At 64.9% G+C, this 25,606-nt stretch carries 24 protein-coding genes; 11 read left to right on the plus strand and 13 right to left on the minus strand.

All coding sequences use genetic code 11. From position 1 onward, the window contains the following. Positions 1-101 precede the first annotated feature (101 nt). From uvrB to B9A23_RS18255, 4 genes are all read left to right on the plus strand, one after another. Positions 102-2,291, plus strand: coding sequence for an excinuclease ABC subunit UvrB (gene uvrB / locus B9A23_RS18240; protein ID WP_084280551.1), 2,190 nt, complete (start codon positions 102-104; stop codon positions 2,289-2,291). 101 nt (positions 2,292-2,392) lie between these two features. Next, the gene (locus B9A23_RS18245; protein WP_084280553.1) at positions 2,393-2,674 is read left to right on the plus strand and encodes a type II toxin-antitoxin system RelE/ParE family toxin; all 282 of its coding nucleotides are present in this window, start codon (positions 2,393-2,395) and stop codon (positions 2,672-2,674) included. Next, positions 2,649-2,966 (plus strand): HigA family addiction module antitoxin, encoded by a 318-nt coding sequence (locus B9A23_RS18250; protein ID WP_084280555.1) that lies wholly within the window; start codon positions 2,649-2,651, stop codon positions 2,964-2,966. Before B9A23_RS18245 ends, B9A23_RS18250 begins: the two co-directional genes overlap by 26 nt. Before the next feature lie 6 nt (positions 2,967-2,972). After that, positions 2,973-3,539 (plus strand): hypothetical protein, encoded by a 567-nt coding sequence (locus B9A23_RS18255; RefSeq protein ID WP_084280557.1) that lies wholly within the window; start codon positions 2,973-2,975, stop codon positions 3,537-3,539. 1 nt (position 3,540) lies between these two features. Here B9A23_RS18255 and B9A23_RS18260 read toward each other — a convergent pair whose 3' ends face one another. The 4 genes from B9A23_RS18260 to tsaD are packed head-to-tail and all read right to left on the minus strand — an operon-like array spanning position 3,541 to position 7,626. Beyond that, positions 3,541-4,077: a helix-hairpin-helix domain-containing protein gene (locus B9A23_RS18260; RefSeq protein ID WP_084280559.1), complete on the minus strand. Its 537-nt coding sequence runs from the start codon at positions 4,075-4,077 to the stop codon at positions 3,541-3,543. Positions 4,078-4,110: 33 nt separating this feature from the next. Next, a complete protein-coding gene (locus tag B9A23_RS18265; RefSeq protein WP_254895186.1) occupies positions 4,111-5,637 on the minus strand; it encodes a lipopolysaccharide biosynthesis protein in 1,527 nt (508 codons plus the stop codon). Continuing rightward, entirely contained in the window at positions 5,582-6,577 is a 996-nt protein-coding gene (locus B9A23_RS18270) for an NAD(P)H-dependent glycerol-3-phosphate dehydrogenase (protein ID WP_084280562.1), read from the minus strand. Before B9A23_RS18270 ends, B9A23_RS18265 begins: the two co-directional genes overlap by 56 nt. Continuing rightward, positions 6,574-7,626 carry a tRNA (adenosine(37)-N6)-threonylcarbamoyltransferase complex transferase subunit TsaD gene (tsaD, locus tag B9A23_RS18275; RefSeq protein WP_084280564.1) on the minus strand — a complete coding sequence of 351 codons (1,053 nt, stop codon included), beginning with the start codon at positions 7,624-7,626 and terminating at the stop codon, positions 6,574-6,576. The genes B9A23_RS18270 and tsaD overlap by 4 nt, the downstream gene beginning before the upstream one ends. A gap of 45 nt (positions 7,627-7,671) precedes the next feature. Between tsaD and hemC the strand changes: the two genes are divergently transcribed. Genes hemC through B9A23_RS18290 form a run of 3 tightly spaced genes read left to right on the plus strand, consistent with a single transcriptional unit; the run spans position 7,672 to position 10,282 of the window. After that, positions 7,672-8,634 (plus strand): hydroxymethylbilane synthase, encoded by a 963-nt coding sequence (hemC, locus tag B9A23_RS18280; protein WP_084280565.1) that lies wholly within the window; start codon positions 7,672-7,674, stop codon positions 8,632-8,634. Beyond that, the gene (locus B9A23_RS18285; RefSeq protein WP_084280566.1) at positions 8,631-9,320 is read left to right on the plus strand and encodes a uroporphyrinogen-III synthase; all 690 of its coding nucleotides are present in this window, start codon (positions 8,631-8,633) and stop codon (positions 9,318-9,320) included. Before hemC ends, B9A23_RS18285 begins: the two co-directional genes overlap by 4 nt. 38 nt (positions 9,321-9,358) lie before the next feature. After that, a complete protein-coding gene (locus tag B9A23_RS18290) occupies positions 9,359-10,282 on the plus strand; it encodes a mitofilin family membrane protein (protein WP_254895187.1) in 924 nt (307 codons plus the stop codon). A gap of 691 nt (positions 10,283-10,973) precedes the next feature. Here B9A23_RS18290 and B9A23_RS18300 read toward each other — a convergent pair. Next, positions 10,974-12,209: a UbiH/UbiF/VisC/COQ6 family ubiquinone biosynthesis hydroxylase gene (locus B9A23_RS18300; protein WP_176218061.1), complete on the minus strand. Its 1,236-nt coding sequence runs from the start codon at positions 12,207-12,209 to the stop codon at positions 10,974-10,976. Next, positions 12,188-13,876: an alkaline phosphatase family protein gene (locus tag B9A23_RS18305; protein ID WP_084280570.1), complete on the minus strand. Its 1,689-nt coding sequence runs from the start codon at positions 13,874-13,876 to the stop codon at positions 12,188-12,190. The genes B9A23_RS18300 and B9A23_RS18305 overlap by 22 nt, the downstream gene beginning before the upstream one ends. 122 nt (positions 13,877-13,998) lie before the next feature. On the opposite strand from B9A23_RS18305, the gene B9A23_RS18310 reads away from it, so the two are divergent. After that, entirely contained in the window at positions 13,999-16,053 is a 2,055-nt protein-coding gene (locus B9A23_RS18310; RefSeq protein ID WP_084280571.1) for a protein-disulfide reductase DsbD family protein, read from the plus strand. Between the two features lie 3 nt (positions 16,054-16,056). On the opposite strand, the gene B9A23_RS18315 is transcribed toward B9A23_RS18310, so the two are convergent. After that, positions 16,057-16,830, minus strand: coding sequence for an SDR family NAD(P)-dependent oxidoreductase (locus tag B9A23_RS18315; RefSeq protein WP_084280572.1), 774 nt, complete (start codon positions 16,828-16,830; stop codon positions 16,057-16,059). A gap of 68 nt (positions 16,831-16,898) precedes the next feature. Further along, entirely contained in the window at positions 16,899-19,184 is a 2,286-nt protein-coding gene (gene parC, locus B9A23_RS18320; RefSeq protein WP_084280574.1) for a DNA topoisomerase IV subunit A, read from the minus strand. 111 nt (positions 19,185-19,295) lie between these two features. Here parC and B9A23_RS18325 point away from each other — a divergent pair, with 111 nt between their 5' ends. Further along, positions 19,296-19,820, plus strand: coding sequence for a type 1 glutamine amidotransferase domain-containing protein (locus B9A23_RS18325; RefSeq protein WP_084280575.1), 525 nt, complete (start codon positions 19,296-19,298; stop codon positions 19,818-19,820). A 45-nt stretch (positions 19,821-19,865) separates the two neighbouring features. Here B9A23_RS18325 and B9A23_RS18330 read toward each other — a convergent pair whose 3' ends face one another. Genes B9A23_RS18330 through B9A23_RS18340 form a run of 3 tightly spaced genes read right to left on the minus strand, consistent with a single transcriptional unit; the run spans position 19,866 to position 21,829 of the window. Further along, entirely contained in the window at positions 19,866-21,023 is a 1,158-nt protein-coding gene (locus tag B9A23_RS18330; protein WP_084280576.1) for an iron-containing alcohol dehydrogenase, read from the minus strand. Between the two features lie 27 nt (positions 21,024-21,050). Continuing rightward, on the minus strand, positions 21,051-21,434 hold the full coding sequence (locus tag B9A23_RS18335) for a cupin domain-containing protein (protein WP_084280578.1): 384 nt from the start codon (positions 21,432-21,434) through the stop codon (positions 21,051-21,053). Beyond that, the gene (locus tag B9A23_RS18340) at positions 21,431-21,829 is read right to left on the minus strand and encodes a hypothetical protein (RefSeq protein WP_084280580.1); all 399 of its coding nucleotides are present in this window, start codon (positions 21,827-21,829) and stop codon (positions 21,431-21,433) included. The genes B9A23_RS18335 and B9A23_RS18340 overlap by 4 nt, the downstream gene beginning before the upstream one ends. Before the next feature lie 101 nt (positions 21,830-21,930). Between B9A23_RS18340 and coaBC the strand changes: the two genes are divergently transcribed. Further along, positions 21,931-23,121, plus strand: coding sequence for a bifunctional phosphopantothenoylcysteine decarboxylase/phosphopantothenate--cysteine ligase CoaBC (coaBC, locus tag B9A23_RS18345; protein WP_084280582.1), 1,191 nt, complete (start codon positions 21,931-21,933; stop codon positions 23,119-23,121). After that, the gene (gene dut, locus B9A23_RS18350; RefSeq protein ID WP_084280584.1) at positions 23,108-23,575 is read left to right on the plus strand and encodes a dUTP diphosphatase; all 468 of its coding nucleotides are present in this window, start codon (positions 23,108-23,110) and stop codon (positions 23,573-23,575) included. The genes coaBC and dut overlap by 14 nt, the downstream gene beginning before the upstream one ends. Before the next feature lie 55 nt (positions 23,576-23,630). Here dut and B9A23_RS18355 read toward each other — a convergent pair whose 3' ends face one another. Further along, positions 23,631-24,377, minus strand: a complete 747-nt coding sequence (locus B9A23_RS18355) for a DUF4136 domain-containing protein (RefSeq protein ID WP_084280586.1) — start codon at positions 24,375-24,377, stop codon at positions 23,631-23,633. A gap of 205 nt (positions 24,378-24,582) precedes the next feature. Then, positions 24,583-25,602, minus strand: coding sequence for a tryptophan--tRNA ligase (gene trpS, locus B9A23_RS18360; protein WP_084280588.1), 1,020 nt, complete (start codon positions 25,600-25,602; stop codon positions 24,583-24,585). Between the last annotated feature and the right edge of the window lie 4 nt (positions 25,603-25,606).

The following is a 25,606-nucleotide window of genomic DNA, read 5'->3' on the forward strand; positions in this document are numbered from 1 at the left end:
CTCTCTTGTTCCGACGCGCAGGCTAACACCCTGCATGGAAAGCGCCAGTGCGCCCGCGCACTCCGGTTGAACGGACGCGGTTTGTTCCCCATATCGCACTCATGGCCGAACTCGTTATTCGCAGGGGACTCGAAGAGCCCGACACTTCCGGCACTTTCGTGCCGCACAAGCCGCAACGCCCCGACAAGGTCGAAGGCGGGAAGCGCTTCAAGGTCGTGTCAGAATACGAGCCAGCGGGCGACCAGCCCGCCGCGATTGCCGATCTGGTCGCTGCGGCGCGCGATGGTGACCAGACGCAGGTCCTGCTCGGCGTGACCGGGTCGGGCAAGACCTTCACCATGGCCAAGGTGATCGAGGAACTTCAGCGCCCTGCCCTGATCCTTGCGCCCAACAAGATCCTGGCTGCGCAGCTCTATGGCGAGATGAAGAGCTTCTTCCCCGAGAACGCGGTGGAGTACTTCGTCTCGTACTATGACTATTACCAGCCAGAAGCCTACGTCCCCCGGTCCGACACGTATATCGAGAAGGAAAGCTCGACCAACGAGGCTATCGACCGCATGCGCCACTCGGCCACGCGATCGCTGCTGGAACGCGATGACGTGATCATCGTCGCCTCGGTCTCGTGCATCTACGGCATCGGCTCAGTCGAGACCTATTCGGCGATGATCTTCGACCTCAAGGTCGGGCAGACGGTCGACAGTGGCGAGATCATCCGCAAGCTTGTGGCGCTGCAGTACAAGCGCAACGACGCGGGCTTTGCGCGCGGCAACTTCCGCGTGCGCGGCGACAATCTTGAAATCTTCCCCTCGCACTATGACGATACTGCCTGGCGCGTGAGCTTCTTCGGCGACGAGGTGGAGGAGATCGTCGAGTTCGATCCGCTGACCGGCAAGAGCGGCGCGAAGCTTTCGAACGTGCGCGTCTATGCCAACTCGCACTACGTCACCCCCGGGCCGACGATGCAGCAGGCGGCGCAGGCGATCCGCTTCGAACTGACCGAGCGGCTCAAGGAACTGGTCGAGGAAGGCAAGCTGCTTGAGGCGCAGCGGCTGGAGCAGCGCACCAACTTCGATCTGGAGATGATCGCTGCCACCGGATCATGCGCGGGCATCGAGAATTACAGCCGCTTTCTCACCGGACGTTTGCCGGGCGAACCGCCGCCAACGCTGTTCGAATATCTGCCCGACAACTGCCTGCTGTTCCTTGACGAAAGCCACCAGACGGTGCCGCAGATCGGCGCGATGGCGCGCGGGGACCATCGCCGCAAGCTGACGCTGGCCGAATACGGCTTCCGCCTGCCTTCGTGCATCGACAACCGCCCGCTGCGCTTCAACGAGTGGGATGCCATGCGCCCGCAGACCATCGCGGTTTCGGCAACGCCAGCGCAATGGGAAATGGAGCAGGCGGGCGGCGTCTTTGCCGAACAGGTGATCCGCCCCACTGGCCTCATCGACCCGCCGGTGCTGATCCGCCCGGTCGAGGATCAGGTGCAGGACTGCATCAACGAGTGCAAGCTGACCGCCGCCAACGGCTATCGCACGCTCGTGACGACATTGACCAAGCGCATGGCCGAGGACCTCACCGAGTTCATGCACGAAGCAGGGTTGAAGGTGCGCTACATGCACTCCGACGTCGAGACGCTGGAGCGCATCGAACTGATCCGCGACCTGCGGCTGGGGGTCTATGACGTGCTGGTGGGCATCAACCTGCTGCGCGAGGGGCTCGACATCCCCGAATGCGGCTTGGTGTGCATTCTCGATGCGGACAAGGAAGGTTTCCTGCGCAGCGAGACCTCGCTGATCCAGACTATCGGTCGCGCCGCGCGCAACGTCGATGGCCGCGTGATCCTCTATGCCGACCGCATGACCGGCAGCATGGAACGCGCCATTGCCGAAACCGACCGCCGCCGTGCCAAGCAGGAGGCCTACAACCTCGAACACGGCATCACCCCGCAGACGATCAAGCGCAACATCCACGATATCGTCGCCGACACGGCGAGCCGCGATGGGGTGCTGGTCGACATCGACGCAGACGGCGCCAACAACCTCGTAGGCCACAACTTGCGCGGCTATATCGAGGAACTCGAGAAGAAGATGCGCGCTGCCGCGGCGGATCTCGAGTTCGAACTTGCTGGCCGCCTGCGCGACGAGATCAGGCAACTGGAGGCGTCAGAGCTAGGCTTGCCCGAAGGCGAGCGCAAGGCGCCGATCGTGGGGCGGAGCAACGAAGGCAAGCCGGGTACGCGCAAGACGCGATATGGGAAGAGCCAGAAGACGAAGTGGGGGAAGTGAGTCATTTTTCGGAATCTGTTTCCACAGCTTTGCAAAAGAATCTTTCCAGATCAGATTGTTGAAAATTAGCGCAAAGGAGATCTGCGTAATATTATACAGCCATGATCGTCAGCTTTGCCAACAAGGAAACCGAGGCCGTCTGGTCCGGCCTGCGCAGTCGAAAGCTGCCTGCCGAAATCCAGCAACGTGCCCTTGCCAAGCTGGCGATGCTTGATGCGGCTGGTGAGTTGGATGACCTGAAAAATCCGCCGAGCAATCGCCTTCACGACCTCAAGAAGGATCGCACAGGGCAACATTCCATTTCCATTAACAAGCAATGGCGCATATGTTTCGTCTGGAAAGACGGAAATGCCCACAATGTCGAGATCACCGATTACCACTGACGAGGAATGGCTGCACAACCCGCATGCCGGGGAACTGCTTGCGTCCGAATTCATGGAGCCGCTCGGGCTGGATGCTGCATCGCTTGCTTCGGCGATCGGGATCGACGTGGCACGCGTTCTTGCACTTTTGACTGGTAACACGCGGGTCGATGGAGAAATGGATCTCCGGCTTGCCCGCTATTTCCGCATGTCGGAAGGCTTTTTCCTTCGCCTGCAGGACCAGTTCGAACTGCGCGAAGCCAAGCGATCGCTGCAGTCCGATCTTGATCGCATCGTTCCCCGCGCAGCCTGATTTTCTGTGAAGACAGTTCTAGTCACCGCCGCAGCCCTCACGCTTGCCGCCTGTTCGAAGACACCGGCCGCCCAGCCGCGCGAGGGCGCGCCGGAGAGCGCGGTGCGGCTGGCCATGCCGGAGGGCGAGGCCTTGCCGGGGATCAGGGATAGCGCATCAAGCCCGCAGTGGTCGCTCTCGGACGACCAGCAGTCAGTGCGCTTCGGCCATCCCGGGGAGCCGCCGCTCGAATCCATTGCGTGCCGGCAGGGCGTGCTGGTGGTGACACGCCATGCGGCAGCACCGGTGGGAGCGCAGGCGCTGTTTGCGCTGGTCGGCAGCGAGGGGATCATGCGGCTGCCGGTGGATGCCACCCCGGTTGCAGGGCAGCGCGGCTATGTCTGGCAGGGCACGCTTGCCGCCGACGATGCCCGCGTGAAGGTGCTCGGCGGTGCCTATACCGGCACGCTGCCGGGGGCCGGCATGATCAAGGTTGCCGCAGGAAACCCGGTGCGCGACCTGATCGCACGTTGCCGGCGTTCGGCCCCGGCAACCGCGCCCGCACCCATCGCGCCGGCGCAGGTCGCGGAATAGCTCAGACCTTGCCGAACCGTGCCTCGTAGGCAGCGGTATCGCCGCTGGCCAGGAGACGCGCCTGTTCGACCCAGTTGTCGCGCGTGGCGCGGCCGGCGAAGCTGCCGAGCTGTGCATCGATCCGCGCGATGTCCTCCTCGGTCCAGGCCGCGATCTGCGCATAGCTGGTCACGCCGAGCGAATGCAGCAGGGCCTTGAGCTTGGGACCGACGCCCTTGATGCGTCCAAGATCGTCGCCGGATGCGGAATGGGCGAGCGCAGCTTCGACTGCCTCTTCGGTGGCGGCGGCAGCAACCACCTCGCCAACGCCTGCCATCGTGCCGACAACCGGTGCTGGGGTGACCAGCGTTGCGGCACTTGGCGCATCGATCAATGCTGTGTTGCGGGCAGCCTTTTCAGCGCCTTCGGAAAGTACGTCCTGATATTCACGCTTTTGCGGCTTGGGCTTGGTGCGCCCCCATACCCACCATACCACGAAAGCGACGAGCAGCACGATGGCGGCAAGTGCGATCTGGTTGCCTTGGATGGACTCGAGCATGTGCAAACCCCCAGGGAGAATTGATGCGGCCCGTCAGGCCGGCTTCTGTTTGCGGAACAGCACGCGGTCTTCCGGACCGAACGCGCGCACCCACAGCATGTAGCAATAAATACCCAGAATCGCAGGAATGCCAAACGCCAGTTCAGCCCATTCGGGCAGCCAGGTCATGGCGATGCCGACAGCCAGCGCGGGAACGATCGCCCAGGCAAGGCCCCAACGCCAGTTGCTGATCGAGTGACCAAGCAGGCGCGCCAGCACTCGCGACTTCACCGCCGAAGACAGCCCCAGCGACAGTGCTAGCGCCAGCGAAGCGGCAGCGGCAACGTACATCGGCCCCCACCCGGCATTGCGGGCAAGGAGAATGAGCGCAATCGTCAGGACGGCCTGCAGGGCTATCGTGCCAAGGCTGATCCACAGGTTGCGCATGCGGGCAAGGTAGACCAGCGCGGCCTCGCTCACGACCGCCTTTGACGCCACGACCTCGGCAATCAGCAGGAAGGCAAGGGCTGCCGTGCCGGAAACGAAGGCAGGCCCGCCCAGGCCCATCAGGCCCTCACCCGGGATACCCAGCGCCATGGCAATACCGATCTGCGCCGCGCCGATCCAGAAACCGACCTGACAGACCTGCTTGGCGATCGCGGCATAGTCCTTTTCCTTGACGCTGCGCGTGATTACCGGACCGAGCACCGGTTCGAAGCTGGTCTTGAGCTTCTGCGGCAACGAGGCGAACTGCTGGGCGAAGTAATAGATACCGACCGGCGCTTCGCCCACGAAGAAGCGCAGGATGAACACGTCCAGCTTTCGCGTGCCCCATTCGACGGCATCGGCGCCGGCCAACGGGATGTTGCGGCGGGCAATCTGCCAGAGTGGGCCAGGACGTGGCTTCCAGACATGGGGCAAGCCATAAGTGCGCAAAAGTACGAAGACGGCCACGCCCGTCGCCGCCCAGACCGAGGCGAGATAGGCAAGGCTCAAGCCGGAGGAGGGCCAGACGAAGAAGAACGCACCGGCGGCGATGGAGATGGTCCAAGGCTCCACCACCGAACGCGCACGCACGGTCGTCGCCACATCGAAGCGGTAGGCCAGCGCGGCCAAGGCCAGATCGCCCAGGGCAAGACCGGGGATCGCCAGCACGAGCAGGCGATCGGCCAGGGTGAAGTTGCCGCTGGGATACATCGACTGCGGAAACAGGTAGATCAGCGCCCCCATGCCAAGCGCCAGCGACATGGCCAGAAGCACGGCATCGCCCACGACATTGGCGGGATGCTCGTCATTCTCGGCAAGGCGCTGCGCCAGGCCTCGCTTCTGGCCGAGCGTTGCCAGCATCCCGGCAAATTCGACCATGACCAATGCCGAGGCGAAGCGTCCCATCGCCGGTGCACCGTACAGGCGGCTGGCGATGAACAGGAACGGCATGCGCGCCAGCAGGCGCAGCAGGAAACCGAGGAAGTTCGTGCGCCCACCCTTGGCGAGCGCGGCGATGTCCTCCTGGCGGGGCGGTGTTTCAGACAAGCAGCGATTCCGCCTTGAGAGGGCGCGAAAGCAGGCCAGCCACCACATCGCGGGCAGGCGCAGCGCCTTCGAGTAGTGTCACGACGGCTTCAACGATCGGCATGGAAATGCCGCGAGTGCGTGCAATCTCGGCCAGGACCGGAGCGGTAAAGGCTCCCTCTGCCACGGAGTTCTTGGCACCTAGCACTTCGGCCGCGCTCGCCCCTTCGCCCAGCGCCTTGCCAAGCGAGAAGTTGCGGCTGGAGGTGGAGGAGCAGGTCAGCACGAGGTCTCCCAACCCGGAAAGACCCGAAAGGGTTTCGGCCCGCGCGCCCAGCGCCAGCCCGAAGCGCTGCATCTCGGCAAAGCCGCGGCTGATCAGTGCCGCGCGGGCATTCTGGCCGAGGCCCAGACCATCGACCACGCCGCAGGCGATGGCGAGCACGTTCTTGACCGCACCACCGATCTCGGCCCCCGCCACGTCATCGGAGTAATAGGGACGGAAGGTCGGGCGGGCGATGGCATCTGACAGGCGCTGCCATTGCGCCTCGCCGCCGGCACAGGCCAAGGTCACCGCCGTAGGCAGGCCGGCTGCAACTTCGTGCGCAAAGGTCGGCCCCGAAAGCACGGCAATGTCCGCGCCCGGCGCAGCATCACGGGCAACGTCGGCCATGAGCCGGCCGGTGCCAGCCTCGATCCCCTTGGAGCACAGGACAACGTCGCCACTTGTGCGCCCCATTGCGCCGAGCACGCTGGCCAGAAACTGCGCAGGTGTGACCATCAGCAGCACCGGCAGCGTCGCCATCTCGGCAAGATCGCTGGTCGCGCGGATCGACGAGGCAAGGCGAGCCGACGGCAGGAACAGGCTGTTCGTCCGCGCCGAATTGATCTCGGCCACAAGTTCGCTCTCGCGCGCCCACAGCAGCACCTCGCGCCCGTCGCTGCTGAGCATCTGCGCCAGCGCGGTGCCCCAGGCCCCTGCGCCGACCACGCCAACCCTTGCGGTCATGCCTTCACCCCTGCGCCACGCACTGGCGCGGCATTGTCGTCTAGCGGCCAGCGCGGGCGCGCCGCCACGTCGAGCGGGTCGGTATATCCCAGAGCAAAGCGTTCGGCGCCAGCCCAGCCGATCATCGCGGCATTGTCTGTGCACAGTTTCGGCGGCGGGGCGACGAGCGGCAACCCGTGGCCTTGGGCAAGCGCCTCGAGCGCGCCGCGCAGCGCGGCATTGGCAGCAACCCCGCCTGCCACGACAAGCGCGGTCATCCCCGGTGAGGCGGCACCCAGCGCGATGCGCGTGCGATCGACGACGCAATCGAGCGCGGCCTGCTGGAATGAGGCGGCGATATCGGCGTCGGCGTGAACGCCGGCATCTTTCGCCCGCATCACCGCGCTCTTGAGCCCCGCGAAGGAAAAGTGCGGCTCCCCGCTGCCGACCAGCGGGCGCGGCAGGGGCACGGCCTTGGGATTGCCCTCACGCGCGAGACGCTCCACCGCCGGACCGCCGGGATAGCCAAGGCCGAGGATCTTGGCCGTCTTGTCGAAGGCTTCGCCCAGCGCGTCGTCGATGGTCGTTGCAAGGCGGCGGTACTGACCCACACCGGCCACTTCAAGAATCTGGCAATGCCCGCCCGAGACCAGCAACAGAAGGTAGGGATAGGCCAGCGCCGGATCGGCAAGGCGTGGCGAAAGCGCGTGGCCTTCAAGATGATTGACGGCGACCAGCGGCTTGTCAGCCGCCATGGCCAGCGCCTTTGCGGTAATGAGGCCAACCATGACGCCGCCGATCAGGCCTGGGCCCGCCGTCGCGGCGATCGCATCGACATCATCGAGCCCCAGCCCTGCATCGGCAAGCACGGCCTCGATCATCGGACCCAGCACTTCGACGTGCGCGCGCGCAGCGATTTCGGGCACGACGCCGCCATAAGGGCGATGCTCTTCGTCTTGCGAAGCAATGCGTTGCGCGACGATTCGCGCCGCCAGCGTCGTGCCATTGCCGTCGATCACCGCGGCGGCGGTTTCATCGCAGCTTGATTCTATGCCAAGGATCAGGGCCATCTGGCGCTTTCCTCTAGTGATAATCCCGTTTACGGCAAGCAGTGCATGAACACATCGCCACAACCTGCCGCGCCCATAGCCGCCAAGCCTGAACGCCCGCTGAGGCTCGGCACCCGCCGTTCGCCGCTAGCCATGGCGCAAGCCGAGGAAACCCGCGATCGGCTTTGCGCTGCCCACGGCTGGGGACCGGACATGGTCGAGATCGTCCCGGTAACCGCCAGTGGCGACAAGATCCTTGACCGGCCACTCGCCGAAATCGGCGGCAAGGCCCTATGGACCAAGGAACTCGACGCCTGGCTGTTCGATGGCGAGATCGACTTCGCGGTTCATTCCATGAAGGACGTCGAAACGCTTCGTCCTGAAGAATTCTGCATTGCCGCCGTACTTCCCCGCGCCGACGTGCGCGACGTGCTTGTGGGTGCGGCCTCCATTCATGCCATTCCACCCGGCGCGCGCGTCGGTACCAGTGCCCCGCGCCGCGCCGCGCAGATGCTGCACGCCCGCCCGGACCTTACGATCGTCGGCTTTCGCGGCAATGTCGCCACGCGTCTTGCCAAGTTGCAGGCTGACGAGGCCGATGTGACCCTGCTTGCCGCCGCAGGCCTGCAGCGCCTGGGCGAAACCGGCGTGGGCACACCGCTTTCGGAATTCGAATGGCTGCCTGCCCCGGCGCAGGGTGCCATCGGCATCGAATGCCTTGTGGCAAGCGAGGACGTCCGCGGTTGGCTTGGCGCCATCGACGACCGGCCGACGCACGAGGCGGTGCTGGCCGAGCGCGCCTTGCTGGCGGCACTCGGCGGCAATTGTCACAGCCCGATTGCAGTACTGACCACGCATCACGATTCCTCGCTGACCGTGCGCGCGGCGATCTACAGCCCTGATGGTGCCGAACGGATCGAGGCCAGCGAAACCTTTGCGCCTGCCGACAAGGAGGGGCCGCGCCGTCTTGCGCATCGCTTGCTGTCGGCAGCGCCAGAATCGGTGACGGTGCACTTCTCGGGCGAATGAGCGCCTCGGAATTGTTGCCGCTGGTGGTAATCCGGCCAGAGCCGGGAAATGCCGCGACGTGCGCGGCAGCGCGCGAGATGGGGCTGCAACCTGTCGGCGCTCCGCTGTTCGAAATCGAGCCGGTAGAATGGGATGTACCGGCCATGCACTTCGACGCCATCCTTGCCGGCAGCGCCAACGTCTTTCGCCATGGCGGTCCGGGCTTGGCACGTTTCGCCGATGTTCCGGTGATCGCCGTGGGCGAGACGACCGCAGCCGAGGCCCGCGCAGCCGGCTTTGCGATCGCACGCATCGGTGGAGGGGGGCTCCAGCCGATCGTCGCGACGCTTGCGCCGGGCAATTACATCCGAATCGCAGGTGAAGATCGCGTCATTCTGGACCCGCCCGAAGGCGTGCGAATCGAAACCGCAGTCGTCTACGCCGCGCTCAAACGTGCCTTCCCGGCACAGTTGCAAGGCGTGCTGGCGCAACCGGCGGTGGTCCTGCTGCACTCCGGAGAAGCGGCCCGCCATTTCGCACGCGAATGCGAAAGACTTGGAATCCGGAAGGAAAATCTCCATCTCGCCTGCCTTGCCCCTCGTATTGCGGAACTCGCCGGCAGTGGCTGGGGCTCGGTAGCGGTGGCTGCGGGCAGGACCGATAACGAGGTTCTGGAACTAGCGCACCGGATGTGCCAGACAGTGTGACTTCGGGGCGACAGGACAAGCGAAAACGCATGGAGGAAATGGGTTATAGTCCGCGCAGAGCGGGCCAGCGAACCGGCATTGGCGGGCGATCGGTCGCCGCGCTGGTGGCGGGATGCCTGCTGGCTGGCGCGGCGGGCGCGGCCTGGCTGGGCTGGCGCAACGGCCTGATCGACGTGCGCGTTGATGATTCGGGCGTTCCGCAACTGGTCACTTCACCCTCTGCGGCGCCCTCGCCCAGCGCGTCTGCCGCAGAAGTCGCCGCCACGCAGGCGCAGATCGGCGCGCAGGTTGACAGCACGGCCGCCAAGATCGCCATGCTTGAACAGCGGCTGGCCGAACTTAACCAGCAGGCCATCGCTGCATCGGGCAATGCGACCCACGCCGAAGCGCTGCTGCTGGCCTTTGCCGCGCGCCGCGCGCTGGAGCGCGGGCAGCCGCTGGGCTGGATCGAGGCGCAACTGCGCGCCCGCTTCGGCGAGACGCAAGGCGCCGCGGTTGATCGCGTGACCGCCGCCGGCGCCATGCCGGTGACCCTCGCCCAGCTTGGCGAACAGTTCGAGGTGCTGGCGCCGGTGCTGGCTGGCGGCAAGACGGACGAAGGCACCCTGGACTGGCTCAGCCGCCAGGTTTCCGACCTGTTCGTGATCCGCCACGACGATTCGCCTTCGCCCGCGCCGGAAAGTCGCCTGCAACGCGCCCGCGCCTTCCTTGCGGGCGGCAAGATCGAGGCGGCTGCGGCAGAGGTCGAGAAGATGCCCGGTCGCGAGGCCGCCGCCGATTGGCTCGTCCGCGCGCGCGACTACATGGCGACGCAGCGGGCGCTGGATCAGTTAGAAGCTGCGGCGCTGATGGGCGCGCAGCCGGTTGCCGCACCTGCGCAGGCGGTTGCGCCGGAGCCAACGGCAAGCGCATCGCCTGCAGTGCCGCCGGCGCTACCGGCGGAGTCTACGCCGCAGATATGAGGTGGAAGTCAGGAACGGTAGGTTAGTCCGCTTTTGCGATTTTCACACCAAGGGCTGCCGTTCAGTATTCGACCCCGTTGCTGGCGCTGTGTAATACTGCCACCCTCTCCCGATGTGGAGAATAATTTTGTGGTTGCTCATCGCGATCTTTGTCCTTGGGGCAACCTATACCCTTGCGATCTCGCCCCACTCATCATTCAACCGTGCAGGTCTCGCAGGAGCAAGCGGGCGGATCGATACAGGCAAGAAGTTCGGGGTCTCCATCGGCAACAATCCGAGAGACATTGAGGTCAAATTCACAGCGTTGGGCTTCGAAAAGGTCGAGTTGACGAAGGCGCGATCTTGCCATGGCTTCGATTATGCTGAGGACCAAAATCTTCAATTGTGGTTCGACGACAGTTGGCGAAGGGGAACATTGTGCGTTGTAAGCTCAGGCAGCAGAATAATGTATCTGAGTTGGAGTTACGGGGTAGGATTTCCGTGAGCTGTCCTGAGGTCTCTGGTTCCGATTCCCACCCCAAAGCAGCCAATCAAGACCCAGTCTTGCAAACCTAAATCCCGTCGTCCCGGATTTCATCCGGACTTGGCTTTTCTTCTTCAGCGCTGGGCTGGAAGTAGGAGCCAAGCCCCGTGTCGAGCACGGGGCGACGATTAGGGGAAGGCGGTCAGGGGCGGCGCTCTGCCGCCCAACTCACGCCGCGCGCAGCAGCTTGGGCAGGTCTCCGCTCATGCCGCGTGCTTCGTCCATGAACCAGCGCTTGAGGGGCGCGGCGCGTTGGACGCCGGCCATGCCGAGGCGCCGCACCGCCGAGGGCAGCTTGCCGGGGATGCCGAACAGGCGGGTGAGAACATCAGTGGCGGTGGCGACCATGAAGGTGTCGGCGGCGCGCCAGCGTTCGTAGCGGGCGAGGAGTTGCGCATCGCCGACGTCCAGCCCCAGCCTCAAGCCATCGGACAGCACCTCGACCAGCGCCGCGACATCGCGCAGGCCGACGTTGAGGCCCTGTCCCGCGATCGGGTGCATGCCGTGCGCGGCATCGCCGATCAGCGCCAGCCGGTCCTCGACGATCCGCGCGGTGTGGTGGAAGTTGAGCGGATAGGACGTGCGCGGGCTGGCGAGTTCGATCTTGCCGAAGATGCCGTGCATCCGGCTCGCCACCTCGTTCAGGAACATCGCCTCGGGCATGGCCAGCACGGCAGCGGCGTCCTTTTCCGCCACGGTCCAGACCAGCGCGGAGCGGTGCTTGCCGCCTTCATCAAGCAGCGGCAGCAGCGCGAACGGGCCTGCCGGATAGAACACTTCCCACGCCACGTTGCCATGGGGCTTTTCGTGCGTCAGCCCGGCAATGATCGCACGGTGGCCATAGTCCCACTTGGCGGGCGTGAACCCGGCTTCGTCGCGCGTCGGGCTCTTGCGCCCTTCTGCCGCAACCATGAGCCGCCCCTTGAGCAGGCGGCCATCGGACAGGGTGACCGAAACGCCATGCTCGCCGCGTTCGCGGGCGACGACGTGGCTGTTGGGGTGGAAGGTGATCGCCTCTTCCCGCGCCGCAACGCCGTACATCGCGATGCGCAGATCGCGGTTGGCGTACATGCGGCCCAATGAGCCATCTGCCTCACCGGGCTGGAAATCGATCCGGCCCGGCTTCATCCCGTCGGTCACCGCGATCGAGGCGATCGGGCAGCCCTTGGGCGCCAGTTCCTCGGCCATGCCGAGGTTGGTGTAGAGGTTCCAGCTGGCGGTCGAGATTGCCGAGGCACGACCATCGAACCCTTCGGCGGTCTGCGCCGCAGGGTCCGAATTGTCGACCACGTGGGACGTTATCCCCGCCTTGGCGAGGCCGATGGCCAGCGTCATGCCGACGAGGCCACCACCCAGAATAACGACGTCAGCTTGCGACTCGTTCACTTGGTCATCACTCCGCATGTGTTTGCGGTGCCACCATCGAGATCGAGGCAGCGTCCGTCAAATGCCCCTTGGGGGGTCTTGAGGCCGATCAGTGCCGCGAGTGACGGCGCGATGTCCACGGTTTCAACGGGGCTGGGCTGTTCGAACCCAGTCATGCCTTTGCGCCAGAACAGGATCGGCACGCGGCGGTCATAGTCCCACGGGCTGCCGTGCGTTGCGACATAGCCCTTGCGCGCCTGCGGGATGGCGACCACGCCGCGCTTGAGCATCACCACGAAATCGCCCGAATGCAGCGGGTTGTAGGAAGCGCGGGCGCGCTCGGTCAGGGACCAGGTCTCGGGCGAGCCGTGCGGCATCGGTGTCGCGGCGATCTCGGCGGCGGACAGCACCTTTTCGACAAAAGGACTGTTCATCAGGATGGCGCTGGCATCGTCGATGATCTTGCCCTTGAGACCGACGTCGAGATCCTTGCGCAGCCAGTAGTCGCCCGCCGGTCCGTCCGACAGGATCAGGCCCTTCGGCTCAAGGCCATAGCGCTTGCCGAGCGTGGCAGAGAGCGCTTCGGCAGAAACTTCGGGCCCTACGCGCGAGGTCTTCTCCAGGGCCTGTTCATGCAGGCGCTCAGGGATGTCGAACCCGCCATGGTCAGCCGTAAGCACCACGGCATAGTCGATGCCGCGCTTGTCGAGGCTGGCGAAGAAATCGCCAAGCGCAAGGTCGAGCTGCATCAACTGGATGCACATTTCCGCGCCTTCGGTGCCGGTCGCGTGGCCGACATAGTCGGTCGCCGAAAGGCTCACGGCCAGAAGATCGGGCACGGTGTTGCGGCCAAGCTTCTGCTCGTCGACCAGCTTTACGGCAAGGTCGAGCGTGGCGCGATCGAGCCGGGGCGACACGCGGATGCCTTCGGCGTCACCGGCCTTCAGGGCAAAGTGCCTGTTGCCCACCGAAACGTCGCCCGCCTGCACCGCACGATCCGCACGGCGGCAGTATGCGGGCAGCGGGAATTCGCCCGCGCCCTTGGCCAGAAGCCTGTCGATCTCGGCATTCTGGGCAACTGCGGTGGGGCCGAGTTCGCGCCCGGCGAGCGTGACGAACTGCTTGCCCTTCCACCAATAGACCTGGTCGATGTCATGCCCGCCCATCATCAGCGCGCCACGATCCTTGCCGGAAACCGCGATGTTGCGCGCTGCCGGATTGGCCTTCTTCATCCATTCGCCCAGCGTGGGGACGAGCAGGTGCACGGGCGAGGCGACATAGTCCTTCGATCCCGCCGTGCGCTTCGAAACGTCTTCGGCGCAATAGACCACCTTGGGCCCGGTGGTCACGGACTGGTCGATCCACGAATTGGCGATGATGCCGGTGTGCGTCGGGCGGTTGCCGGTCAGGATGGTGGAGTGGCCCGGGCAGGTTTCGGTTGCCGCGTGGCTCTGGAAGCCGGCGGGGAACACGCCGCCTTCGGTCAGTCGGGCAAAGCCGCCGGTAAAGTGCTGGCGATACTGCGCAAAGAGATCGCCCGAGAACTGGTCAATCGAGATGGCCACGATCAGACGGGGGGCGCCAGCCGGCACCGCCTGGCTGACGGCGGGAGAAGGCGCGGCATCCTGCGCGGCAACGGGAACAAGCGGCAGGGCCAGCGCCGCAATTGCAGCAGCGTAACGGGTCAAGGTCTTCACGCGAAACATACTCCTGTGGGCACGTGCTCTGGACTTGAGGGAAGGCCAGCCTTAGGACGCCCAAGAGCGCTACGCATGGCCCGCCCGGCGCTCCCGTTCAAGGGGCCAATTTGGGACCGGTGACGCCCGAGATGCCGAAACGCGAAATAGCCGGGATCAAGACCTTGCGCATCATAGCCCTGTTTGTGACGCTGCTGTGGCTATCGGCCCTGACTGCGCCGTTCCCGGCTGCAGCCGCGCCCAATCACATGCGCGCCAGCCTTGTTGCCGAGGGTCCTGCCGCGCCGGGCGAGACAGTGACGCTTGCCCTGCTGATGCAGCCTGAGAAAGGCTGGCACGGTTATTGGTCCAACCCCGGCGATGCCGGGTACGGCCTCAATCTCGAATGGACACTGCCCAAGGGCGCCAGCACCGGCGCATTGCAGTATCCGGTGCCGCAGACGCTGCTGATCCAGGGCCTGATGAACCACGTTTACGAGCATGACTATGCCGTGCTCGTGCCGCTGAAGCTGCCAGCCAATGCCACGCCCGGAACGCTCCTGCCGATTGCGGTCAAGGCCCAATGGCTGGTGTGCACCAACGAGATCTGCGTCCCCGAACGCGCCGAACTGCAGGGCACAATCACTGTGGGACAGGGCGCGAAGGACGCCCGCTTCGAAGGCTGGCGCGCGGCACTGCCCGCCCCGCTTGACCGCGCTGGAACCTTTGCCGTCACCGCCAAGACACTGCGCCTTGCCCTGCCTTTTCCGGCATCGGCACCACTCGATTCGCCGCATTTGTTCCTGTCGACCGAGGCGCTGATCGACTATGCCGCGCCGCAGCGTTTCTTCCGCGATGGCGACACATTGATCGTCGAGGCGCCTTTGGCGAAGTCCCCGAAGGCCGGGCCGAAAATCGAAGGCGTGCTGGCCATGGGCAAGGACTCCGGAGGGATCGCCTTTACCACGGCTTCGGGCGCTGTGCCCGATGGCGGCACTGAAGTGGGCGGCACTGCGGCATTTTCGGTGGCGACGCTGGCTCTTGCGTTGCTCGGAGCATTCCTTGGCGGGCTGATCCTCAACGTCATGCCCTGCGTATTTCCGATCCTCAGCCTCAAGGGGCTGGCCCTGGCGCGGGGCAATTCGCACAACGCCAAGTCCGAGGGACTGGCCTATACCGGTGGCGTAGTCCTTGCCTGCCTTGCCCTTGGCGCGGTGATGCTTGCACTGCGCGCAGGCGGCGAGCAGGTGGGCTGGGCGTTCCAGTTGCAGGAACCGGGCGTGGTCGCGGTGCTGCTGCTGCTGGCTGTCGCCATCACGGCCAACTTTGCCGGACTTTACGAACTGCCGGGCCTTTCCGTGGAGCGAGGAGCGGGCAACTCCGGCGCGTTCGGAACCGGGTTGCTGGCCGCTTTCGTGGCGACGCCCTGCACCGGACCGTTCATGGCCGCAGCGATGGGTGCTGCGCTGGTCCTGCCAGTGTGGGCCGCGCTTGGGGTGTTCGCGGCGCTCGGCCTCGGCCTGGCGCTGCCGTTCCTGTTGCTGGGCTTCGTGCCCGCTTTGCGCCGCCTCCTGCCCAAGCCAGGCAAGTGGATGGACCGCTTTCGTCGCGCGATGGCACTGCCGATGGGCCTGACGGCGCTCGCGCTTGGCTGGCTCGCCTGGCGGGTCGGCGGGGCGAATTTCGCTGCGGCCGCAATCGCGATTTCTGCAGCGCTGGTCGTGGTGCTGGCCTTTGCCGGCAAGGGCCAGCGTCGAGGACGTGCGGTGATGGCATGGACTCTGCCCGCCACCCTGCTGCTTGGCGCCACTGCCCTTGCCGGGGCACCTCGGATCGCCACGCAGACGGCAGGTGAAAGCGGCGGCGTGCTTGGCGCCAAGCCCTTCAGCGAAGATGCGCTTGCCAAGGCGCGAAAGGCAGGCAAACCCGTCTTTGCCTATTTCACTGCCGACTGGTGCCTGTCATGCAAGGTCAACGAAGGCACCTCGATCGAGCGCGAAAGCACCCGGGCCGCATTCGAGAAGGCGGGCGTAGTCGTGCTGGTAGGCGATTGGACCCGCCGCGATCCGGCGATCACGAAATTTCTTACCGCGCAGGGCGCGGCGGGTGTGCCGCTCTACTTGTGGTATCCCGCAGGCGGAGGCGAAGCACGCCAGTTGCCGCAGGTGCTGACGCCGGATCTGCTCGCGGGATTGCCGAACGGGTAAAGCTCAGAGCGACTGGCCATCGTCCAGTGAGATGAAAGTGCCTGTTACCTGCCGCGAAGCGTCGGACGCGAAGAAGAGCATCATATCGTCGAGCGCGGAGATTTCGGTCAGCCGCTTGCGCGGCCACGAAGCGATCTGCGCCTTGCCGCCCTCGCTGTCGAACCATTCGCCGTCGATTTCGGTGCGGATATAGCCTGGCTGGATCACATTCACGTTGATGCCCAATCGCGCCCATTCGCGCGCAAACTGCCTTCCGAGATGCTGTACGGCGAGCTTAGTCGCGGCATAGGCGGCATCGCCGGTCGCAGTCATTTGCGCGGTGATCGATCCGGTCAGGATGATCCGCCCTCTTTCCGATTGCTTCGATCCTGCGGCGATCATGCGCCGCGCCCCTTCGCGCGCCGTCAGGTACACGCCGTTGAAGTTGGTGTCGACGACGCGGCGCATGGCATCAGCCGCCAGATTCACCGAGCGCCCTGCTGCGACGATCCCGGCATTGGCGACAACCACGTCCGGCACCCCCACCGCCGCTTCAGCCGCGTCGAAGGCGGCGACGATCGATGCCTCGTCGGTAACGTCGAGCGCCACGGCGAGAGCCTTGCCACCGCTGGCGTTGATTTCGTCAGCCAGCGCGGCCACGCGATCGACCCGGCGCGCGCCGATCACCACCGCAGCGCCCGCTGCCGCAAAGAGCCGCGCAAAGTGCGCGCCGAGCCCGGACGAGGCGCCGGTTATCAGCGCGATGCGGCCTTCCAGCGAATAGCGGGGGCGTTCCATGATCCTCTCCTCATCTTGCAGGAGATCGATTTAACTGATCCGTTAAATCCCGCAACCCGCCGAGAGTCTCAAAACCGGTTGTCGCGCGGGAAGCCATTTGGCGGCAGCCTTCCGGCAGCACCACGCGCCACCTTCCACGGCAGCAGGTCCTTCTCCACGCGGGTGCGACCGGATTCGCCGCCCATCGTCCAGGTCAGGCCGTCTTCAAGCTTCAGCGTGATGACGTCCGACATCTCCCCGTCCTTGTAGCGCTGCAAGGTCACCCCCTGCCCCTTGGCGAGCAGCGGCACTTCGGACAGGGCGAAGATCACCAGCTTGCGGTTTTCGCCGATCACCGCGACGTGATCGTGCTCGGCCGCAATCTCGCGCACGACGGCAAGCTTGACGCCGGGCTTGGTCGAAACCACGCCGCGTCCCTTTCGCGTCTCGGCGAGGAGCTCGTCCATCTCGGCAGCAAATCCCCGGCCGGTATTGGCCGCCAGCAGCAACTGGCCCTTGGGCTTGTAGACCGTGACGCTGACGATGTGCGCGTCGCTGTCGATATCGACCATCGTGCGGATCGGTTCGCCAAAGCCGCGCGCACCGGGCAGCTTGTCGGCGCCCACGGTGTAGAAGCGGCCGTTGTCGACCGCGACGAGCAGTTTGTCGGTGGTCTGGCAGTGGAACGCGAAGGCCGGGCCATCGCCTTCCTTGAACTTGAAATCGCCATCAAGCGGCACATGGCCCTTGGCGGCGCGGATCCAGCCCCTGGCGGAGAGGATGACCGTGACCGGCTCCTTCTCGATCATCGCGTCCATGCTGAATTCGCGCGTTGGCGCGGCTTCGGCGATGGTGGTGCGGCGTCGGCCGAGCGGGGTATCCTCGGCATAGTCCTTGCGCAGGGCATTGAGATCGCGCTTCAGTCGGGTGCGCTGGCGGGCCGGACTGTCGAGCAGCTTCTGCAACTCCTCCTGCTCGGCCAGAAGCGCATCACGCTCCTTGCGCAGTTCCATTTCCTCCAGCTTGCGCAACGAACGCAGCCGCATGTTGAGAATGGCTTCGGCCTGGCGGTCGGTCAGCTCGAACTCGGCCATCATCACTGGCTTGGGCTCGTCCTCGGTGCGGATGATCTCGATGATCCGGTCGAGGTTGAGATAGGCGATGATGTAGCCGCCCAGCAGTTCCAGCCGGTTGGCGATCTTGTCGAGCCGATGCTGCGAGCGGCGCAGCAGGATGTCGATCTGGCTGATCACCCATTCCTGCAGCACCAGCTTCAGGCCCAGCACGCCCGGCGTGCGGTGCGAATCCAGCACGTTGAGGTTGAGGCCGAAGCGGTTCTCAAGGTCGGTCAGCTTGTAGAGCGATTCCTTGAGCAGGTCGGGATCGACGTTCCGGCTCTTCGGGATCAGCACCAGCCGGATCTGCTCATCCGATTCGTCGCGGATGTCTTCGAGGATCGGCAGCTTCTTGTCGGCAATGAGCTGTGCGATCTGTTCGATCAGCTTGCTCTTGGGCACCATGTAGGGAATTTCGGACACGACCAGTTGCCACTGCCCGGCTCCCAGTTTTTCGATGCCGGTCTCTTCCCAGTTCCCTGCCTCATCGCGTCCGGTCGAGAACCGTCCGCGCACCCGGATCGCACCGCGCCCGGTCTCGTATGCGTTGGAAATGACCGCCGGACTATCGACGATCACGCCGCCGGTGGGCAGGTCGGGGCCATGGAACACTTCCATCAACTGGCTGTGTTCGGCCTGTGGATTGTCGATCAGCAGCAGGGCAGCATCGATGATCTCGGCCACATTGTGGCTCGGGATGTTGGTCGCCATGCCCACTGCGATGCCGCTGGAGCCGTTGGCCAGCAGGTTCGGGAAGAGGCCGGGGAAGATCTCCGGCTCCTCGTCCTCTCCGTTGTAGGTCGGCACGAAGTTGACCGTGCCTTCATCGAGCCCGGCCATGAGCTGCATCGCGGTGCGCGTCAGCCGCGCCTCGGTATAGCGGTAGGCAGCGGCGTTATCGCCATCGACGTTGCCGAAGTTGCCCTGTCCCTCGACCAGCGGATAGCGCAGCGACCAGTCCTGCGCGAGGCGGACCATCGCATCATAGACCGAGGCATCGCCATGCGGGTGATACTTGCCGATGACATCGCCCACCACGCGGGCCGATTTCTTGAAGGCGTCAGTCGGGTTCAGCTTCAACTGCCGCATCGCCCAGAGCAGGCGGCGGTGCACCGGTTTCAATCCATCGCGCAGGTCGGGCAGAGAGCGCGCGGTGATCGTGCTCAGCGCATAGACGAGGTAGCGCTCCGACAGCGCGGAATCGAACGGGGCATCGACAATTGCGTCGAAAGGATCGGGCTCGGTCGTGTCTGTCGCCATGGTCGGAACGTCCTAGCAACACGAGGAGTGGAGCGAAAGTCACGGAACAACCGCAGTCCCCGGCAATTCTAGGATGCAAGCACTCCCCCCGACATTTTCAAGGAGCATCCCATGAGCAAGCGCGTGTTGATCGTCGCGACCGATGGTTTTGAACAGTCCGAACTCGAAGGCCCGAAGAAGGCCCTCGAAGACGCCGGTATCGAAACTGTCGTCGCCAGCCTCAAGCCCGGGTCGATCACTGGCTGGAAGGACAAGAACTGGGGCGATGCCGTCGCCGTGAACATCACGCTCGATGAAGTGGACGCCAGCGAATACGACGCGCTGCTGCTGCCGGGTGGGCAGATGAACCCCGACATCCTGCGCATGGACGACCGCGCGGTCGATATCGTCAACGAGTTCGACGACCTCGACAAGCCGATTGCCGCGATCTGCCACGGCCCCTGGCTGCTGGTCGAAGCCGATGTCGTCGATGGGCGCACCGTCACCGGCTGGCCCTCGATCATGACCGATCTCGCCAATGCCGGCGCCGATGTCGTCGATCAGGAAGTCGCGGTTGACGGCAACCTCATCACCAGCCGCAAGCCGGACGACATTCCGGCCTTCTCGAAGGCGCTGATCGAAGCACTGGCTGACTGATAAACGCGTTCCCCTCCGGACAATCCGTTCGGAGGGGATTCCGCTTTATCCGAACACCTCGGCATAGAGCCGTTCGATTTCCGCCGCGTCAGGCACGCGCGGATTGTTGGACGGCGATCCGGAAGCCAGCGCCTGCCGCGCCATTTCGGGCATGACCTCGAACCATCTTTCCCGCGATATGCCATGGGATTGCGGCGTCGGCACTGACAGATCGCGATTGAGCGCGCCCAGCTCATCCAGCAGCCTTGCCACGGCCGACTGATCGCCTTCCTCGACCGACGCGATCCCCATCGCTCTTGCGCAGGCCGCATAGCGCGGCAGCGCAGCCGGTGCCGAAAACGCCGTAATCGCCGGCAGCAGCATCGCGTTGGAAAGCCCATGCGGCACGTGAAAAAACGCGCCGACTGGCCGGCTCATGCCATGAACCAACGCCACGCTGGCGTTGGAAAAGGCAATGCCGGCGTGGTGCGCGCCGACCATCATCGCCTCGCGCGCTGCACGATTGCCGGGTTCTGCACAGGCGGTGCGAATGTTCGGCGCGATCAGCTTCATCGCCGAGATCGCCATGGCGTCCGAGAAAGCGTTAGCCCGCCTCGACACATAGGCCTCGATTGCGTGGGTAAGCGAATCGATCCCGGTGTCGGCGGTGAGGCGCGCCGGCTTGGCCATGGTCAGTTCGAAATCGACCACGGCGATGGTCGGCAGGAAGGCCAGCCCTGCGCATAGCATCTTCTCGCTCGTCACCTCGTCGGTCACGATGGTGAAGCGCGTCGCTTCCGATCCCGTGCCTGCCGTGGTCGGCACTGCTATGATCGGGAGGCCTGGGGCATCGGTGGTGACAGGCGCTTTCAACGTCGGCACCGGGCGCGGTTCGAGCGCGAGGGCGGCGATGACCTTGGCCGTATCGATCGGGCTGCCACCGCCAAAGCCGATTACGCAATCGCTGCCGCTCAGGCGCAAAGCCTTGAGCGCCTGTTCGACCACGGCCACCGTCGGGTCCGGCACCGTCTCGGCAAAGACTGTTGCCACGATGCCGGCTGTGCCCAGCACCGCAAGCAGCCGGTCGACCATCCCGCTCTGCGCCAGAAAGCCATCAGTGACCACAAATGGGCGGCTCAGGCCGCACTGCGTCATCGCTTCGGGCAGTTCCGCCAGCGCACCTCCCCCGATGCGAATGATCCGTGGCAGCGTTATGGCAACCATGTGAAATGTCCTTTCCCGCCGAGCCCTTCAGTGCCGGGGCCGGCTTTCCGTGCCCTCACCCGGCGTGATGTACAGCGCGCGGCCGGGCACTGCCACCTCGGCAGAATGCCAGATGCCGGCAGGTACGACTGCGAATTCGCCTGCATGCAGCCGAACGCGCGTCTCCGTGCCGTCCTCATCGAGCACCAGTGTCATTTCCCCGTCGATCTGGAAGATCAGCTCTTCGCCTCCGGGATGCCGCTCCCACACCTGCCAGTCTTCGGCGCTTTCGAACATGGTGACGAGGCGGCCCGGCGGCAGTTGGGTGATCCCCGTTTCCCAGAACACATCATCCACTTTCACCGGCAGGCATTTGCCAGGGCCGACAAGCTGCACAAAGTGTTCGCCCAGCACGAACGGCCCGGCGTTCAAGCGGCGATGTCCTGCAGGCGATGGTGTGGCAACATCCGCCACGCCGCCAGCATCAGCAGCACGTGCCCAGCCTCTACGGCCATCTGCAGTTGCCAGCCCGGATAAGCCCCGATTGCGGCCAGGTTGATCGCGCGGCCGACGAAGGAAGTGCCGAACAGCAGTGCCGGGACCAGCATCAGGTCGGCATTGCGGCGCCACGCGCCCCACATCATGCAGAACGCTGCCACGCCGAAAAACGCGGTGAAGTCGGCGCGGATGGTCGAGATGCCGCCGACGCCGCTGGCGGCAATGCCGAACCCGGTGGCCTGCTGCACGGGATCGGTCAGGAAGCCGATCGCCAGAAAAAGGTCGAACAGCCCCGCCAGGAATACCAGCGCCGTCAGTATCAGTCTCATCACTCGATCCCCCGTTATGGTTTGGACAAGACTGTGCCCGAACGGTGCTGCCTGCGCAAAAGGATTGCGCCGCTGTCGCTGCCATTGCACAAGCCGCAGCCATGATGGGAACACGCATCCTGCTTATCGTCGGCGGCGGCATTGCGGCCTACAAGTCGTGCGAACTTGTCCGCCTGCTGCGCAAGGAAGGTGCCGAGGTCACTTGCGTGCTGACCGAAGGAGCTGCGCATTTCGTCACCGCGATGACGCTGGCAGCGCTTTCGGAGAACCCCGTCCACACCACGCTTTGGGACCTCAAGAACGAAGTCGAGATGGGCCACATCCAATTGTCGCGACAGGCCGATCTCGTCGTCGTATGCCCGGCCACGGCCGACCTCATGGCCCGCATGGCGGGTGGCATTGCCAATGATCTTGCCACAACGCTGCTCCTCGCCACCGACAAGCCGGTGCTTGCCGTGCCTGCCATGAACGTACGCATGTGGCAGCACCCCGCTACGCAGCGCAACGTGGCCACACTGCGCGGCGATGGGGTGACGGTGATGGAGCCCGACGAGGGGGCGATGGCCTGCGGCGAATTCGGCCCCGGCCGCCTGCCCGAGCCGCCTGCAATCGTCGCAGAGATCGCGCGCCAACTTGGCAGCGAGGCCAAGCCTCTCGCCGGCAAGCACGTCCTCATCACCGCCGGCCCCACGCACGAACCGATCGACCCTGTTCGCTACATCGCCAACCGATCAAGCGGGAAGCAGGGCTTCGCCATCGCCGCCGCTGCCGCCCGCGCCGGAGCCAGGGTCACGCTCGTATCCGGCCCGGTCAACCTGCCGGCACCGCCCGGCGTGACCCGGATCGACGTGGAAACCGCGCGCCAGATGGCCGCCGCCGTAGATGCCGCGCTGCCCGCCGATGTCGCCATCATGGTCGCCGCCGTGGCCGACTGGCGCAGCGCCGGAGAGTCCGAGCAGAAGATCAAGAAGGACGGGTCCGGCCAAGTCCCGCCGCTGCAGCTCGTTGAAAACCCCGATATCCTCGCCACGCTGTGCAAGTCCGCGCGTCGCCCGCGGCTGGTAGTCGGCTTTGCCGCGGAAACCAACGACGTGCTCGATCATGCCCGGGCAAAGCTTGCGCGCAAGGGTGCGGACTGGATCGTCGCCAACGATGTCGCAACGCACCAGATGGGCGGCGAGGTCAACGGGCTGCATATCGTCAGCGCCCGTGGCGTCGAAAGCCTGCCCGAACTCCCCAAGGATGCCGCTGCTGCGCTCCTGATCGAAAGAATTGCCGATGCACTCGCCTGAAGTTCCCGTCCTCGTGAAGCGCCTGCCCCACGGCGAGGATTTGCCGCTGCCGGTCTATGCCACAGATGGTGCAGCCGGAATGGACGTCGTCTCCGCCGAGGATGTCGATCTTGCCCCCGGCGCGCGCCATGCCGTCGCTACAGGACTCGCCGTTGCCATCCCGGCCGGGTACGAAATCCAGGTTCGCCCGCGCTCGGGCCTCGCGCTCAAGCACGGCGTGACCGTGCCTAACACGCCAGGCACGATCGACAGCGATTATCGCGGCGAACTCAAGGTCATCATGATCAATCTTGGTAGCGAGGTGTTTTCGATCCGCCGGGGTGACCGCGTCGCCCAGCTTGTCGTGGCACCCGTCACGCGGGGCATCTGGGTTGAAGCCGCGACACTCGACCACACGGCACGGGGCGAAGGTGGCTTCGGCTCCACCGGCGGTCTTTCCGCGCTCAAGGGCTGAATCGAAAGGGGCCCCGCATTGCTGCGAGGCCCCTTTGATCCTGAAGTCGTGAAGGTCAGTTGACCTTCTTCACCGTCTTCTTTTCCGGTGCGATCGAGATGCGCACCGTTTCGCCGTTGTGGCCGGGGAAGTCTGTGAACATCGCCTCGACCAGGTTCGGCACGACATAGGACAGGCGGTTCGACGACGAGGCTGCTTCAGCCTTGCCTTCGAACAGGCGCTGGCCATCGACGCGGCGATCGATCTTGAGATCCATCATCGAGGTGTAGACGGTGACCACGTCCACGCCGCCGGCGCCAAAGCCCGAACCGCCGTAGAAGAACGGATCATACCAGCCATAGCCCCAGCCGCCACGGCCATAGAAGCCTGGGCGGCCCCAACGCCCGTAACCGGCACCCCAGCCCGGGCCCCAGCCGCCCCAGCCACCCCAACCGCCCCAGAACGGGTCGGCAAAGCCGGTGGAGCGAACGCGATCACGTCCGCCGTCGATGCCATAGTCGAACTTGACCAGAAGGTCGGCCGCTTCGGGGCTGGCCGGCTGATAACCCAGCTTTTCCATCTGGCGCCCGACGAGCGAGGCATATTGCGAGAATTCGAGGCCGCCTGCATCGCGCGGATCGTCGGCAACAACCGCAAAGGTCTGGCCAGCCGGCGCCGGAAGCTGCGCCTGAAAGCGCTTCACGTCCGCCTTGAACGGCGTTGCGCACCCCGCAAGCGAGACCAGCATGAGCGAAACCGCCGAGAGCCCGAGCAAGCGGCGCCGGGCGGGCGATCGTGGCGTGTTCTTGAAAGGCGTATTCATCCTGCGACTCCTAACATGCGATCCGCGCCCCTGGCCCCCGTCCCTTCGGCCGCGTGCGAACTCTCTCGAGCCCGCAACGAAGATGCCGGTCGCATTCCATGCTTAGCATGGGCTCTTTCTGGACAGGAAGTGCTGAATGCACGTTGAATGGAGCCTGCAACATATGTTGCAGGCTCGTGATGTTTTGCATCAGTCTCGCTGAAAATCAGCCCCTTACGAGGCCGAGCGCCTGATAGGTCTTCGCCAGTGTTGGCGCGGCGAGATCGCGCGCCTTCAGCGCACCCTTTGCCAGAATCGCATCCAGCGCCTCGCCGTCGACGCGCAATTCGCGATAGCGCGCCGCCATCGGCGAAAGCGTCTCCACCAGCAGTTCGCCCAACGCCGGCTTGAACTGACCAAAGCCCTTGCCTTCGAACTGAACCAGAACGTCCGCCGGCGTGGTCCCTGCCATTGCCGCATAGATGCCGACGAGGTTGTTCGCTTCGGGACGCCCGGCAAGGCCTTCCACCGTGCCCGGCAGCGGCTCGGGATCGGTCTTGGCCTTCTTCACCTTCTGCATGATTGCGTCGGCATCGTCGGTGAGGTTGATGCGGCTCATGTCAGACGGATCGGACTTGCTCATCTTGGCCGAGCCATCGCGCAAGGACATGATCCGCGCAGCCTCGGGCGGGATGATCGGATCGGGCAGCGTGAACAGCGGGGCGTCCTCGGCGCAGAAGTCGTTGTTGAACTTCTGCGCGATGTCGCGCGCCAGTTCGAGATGCTGCTTCTGGTCCTCGCCCACCGGCACGTGCGTCGCCTGATAGAGCAGCACGTCGGCCGCCTGCAGCACGGGGTAGGTGAACAGCGCAACGCTCGCGCCCTCGCGGTTCTTGCCCGCCTTGTCCTTCCACTGCGTCATGCGGTTGAGCCAGCCCATTCGGGCGGTGCCATTGAGCAGCCACTGCAGTTCGGCATGGGCGGGAACCTGCGCCTGGTTGAACAGGATCGACTTGTCGGGATCGATCCCGCACGAGACCAGCGCCGCCACCATCTCGCGCGTGTTTGCCGCCAGCTCGCTGGGGGAATGCGGCATCGAGATCGCGTGCAGGTCAGCCAGGAAATAGAGGCACTGCCCACCCTTGGCCGACCATTCGTCCTGCATGCGCACCCAGTTCCGGATCGCACCCAGGTAGTTGCCGAGGTGGAGATTGCCGGTTGGCTGGATGCCCGAAACGATACGCATTGCA

Source organism: Novosphingobium sp. B1 (genome assembly GCF_900176395.1).
Taxonomy (GTDB): domain Bacteria; phylum Pseudomonadota; class Alphaproteobacteria; order Sphingomonadales; family Sphingomonadaceae; genus Novosphingobium.

Bases quoted from the DNA above. Each gene is read 5' to 3' on its own strand.
- B9A23_RS18355 (WP_084280586.1), bottom strand. From the start codon at position 24,377: ATGAATACGCCTTTCAAGAACACGCCACGATCGCCCGCCCGGCGCCGC.
- B9A23_RS18305 (WP_084280570.1), bottom strand. From the start codon at position 13,876: ATGTTTCGCGTGAAGACCTTGACCCGTTACGCTGCTGCAATTGCGGCG.
- dut (WP_084280584.1), top strand. From the start codon at position 23,108: ATGCACTCGCCTGAAGTTCCCGTCCTCGTGAAGCGCCTGCCCCACGGC.
- B9A23_RS18260 (WP_084280559.1), bottom strand. From the start codon at position 4,077: ATGCTCGAGTCCATCCAAGGCAACCAGATCGCACTTGCCGCCATCGTG.
- parC (WP_084280574.1), bottom strand. From the start codon at position 19,184: ATGGCGACAGACACGACCGAGCCCGATCCTTTCGACGCAATTGTCGAT.
- B9A23_RS18245 (WP_084280553.1), top strand. From the start codon at position 2,393: ATGATCGTCAGCTTTGCCAACAAGGAAACCGAGGCCGTCTGGTCCGGC.
- hemC (WP_084280565.1), top strand. From the start codon at position 7,672: ATGAACACATCGCCACAACCTGCCGCGCCCATAGCCGCCAAGCCTGAA.
- trpS (WP_084280588.1), bottom strand. From the start codon at position 25,602: ATGCGTATCGTTTCGGGCATCCAGCCAACCGGCAATCTCCACCTCGGC.
- B9A23_RS18285 (WP_084280566.1), top strand. From the start codon at position 8,631: ATGAGCGCCTCGGAATTGTTGCCGCTGGTGGTAATCCGGCCAGAGCCG.
- tsaD (WP_084280564.1), bottom strand. From the start codon at position 7,626: ATGGCCCTGATCCTTGGCATAGAATCAAGCTGCGATGAAACCGCCGCC.
- B9A23_RS18325 (WP_084280575.1), top strand. From the start codon at position 19,296: ATGAGCAAGCGCGTGTTGATCGTCGCGACCGATGGTTTTGAACAGTCC.
- B9A23_RS18300 (WP_176218061.1), bottom strand. From the start codon at position 12,209: ATGCGGAGTGATGACCAAGTGAACGAGTCGCAAGCTGACGTCGTTATT.
- B9A23_RS18270 (WP_084280562.1), bottom strand. From the start codon at position 6,577: ATGACCGCAAGGGTTGGCGTGGTCGGCGCAGGGGCCTGGGGCACCGCG.
- B9A23_RS18310 (WP_084280571.1), top strand. From the start codon at position 13,999: ATGCCGAAACGCGAAATAGCCGGGATCAAGACCTTGCGCATCATAGCC.
- B9A23_RS18265 (WP_254895186.1), bottom strand. From the start codon at position 5,637: ATGTGGTGGCTGGCCTGCTTTCGCGCCCTCTCAAGGCGGAATCGCTGC.
- B9A23_RS18290 (WP_254895187.1), top strand. From the start codon at position 9,359: ATGGGTTATAGTCCGCGCAGAGCGGGCCAGCGAACCGGCATTGGCGGG.
- B9A23_RS18340 (WP_084280580.1), bottom strand. From the start codon at position 21,829: ATGAGACTGATACTGACGGCGCTGGTATTCCTGGCGGGGCTGTTCGAC.
- B9A23_RS18250 (WP_084280555.1), top strand. From the start codon at position 2,649: ATGTCGAGATCACCGATTACCACTGACGAGGAATGGCTGCACAACCCG.
- B9A23_RS18315 (WP_084280572.1), bottom strand. From the start codon at position 16,830: ATGGAACGCCCCCGCTATTCGCTGGAAGGCCGCATCGCGCTGATAACC.
- coaBC (WP_084280582.1), top strand. From the start codon at position 21,931: ATGATGGGAACACGCATCCTGCTTATCGTCGGCGGCGGCATTGCGGCC.
- uvrB (WP_084280551.1), top strand. From the start codon at position 102: ATGGCCGAACTCGTTATTCGCAGGGGACTCGAAGAGCCCGACACTTCC.
- B9A23_RS18330 (WP_084280576.1), bottom strand. From the start codon at position 21,023: ATGGTTGCCATAACGCTGCCACGGATCATTCGCATCGGGGGAGGTGCG.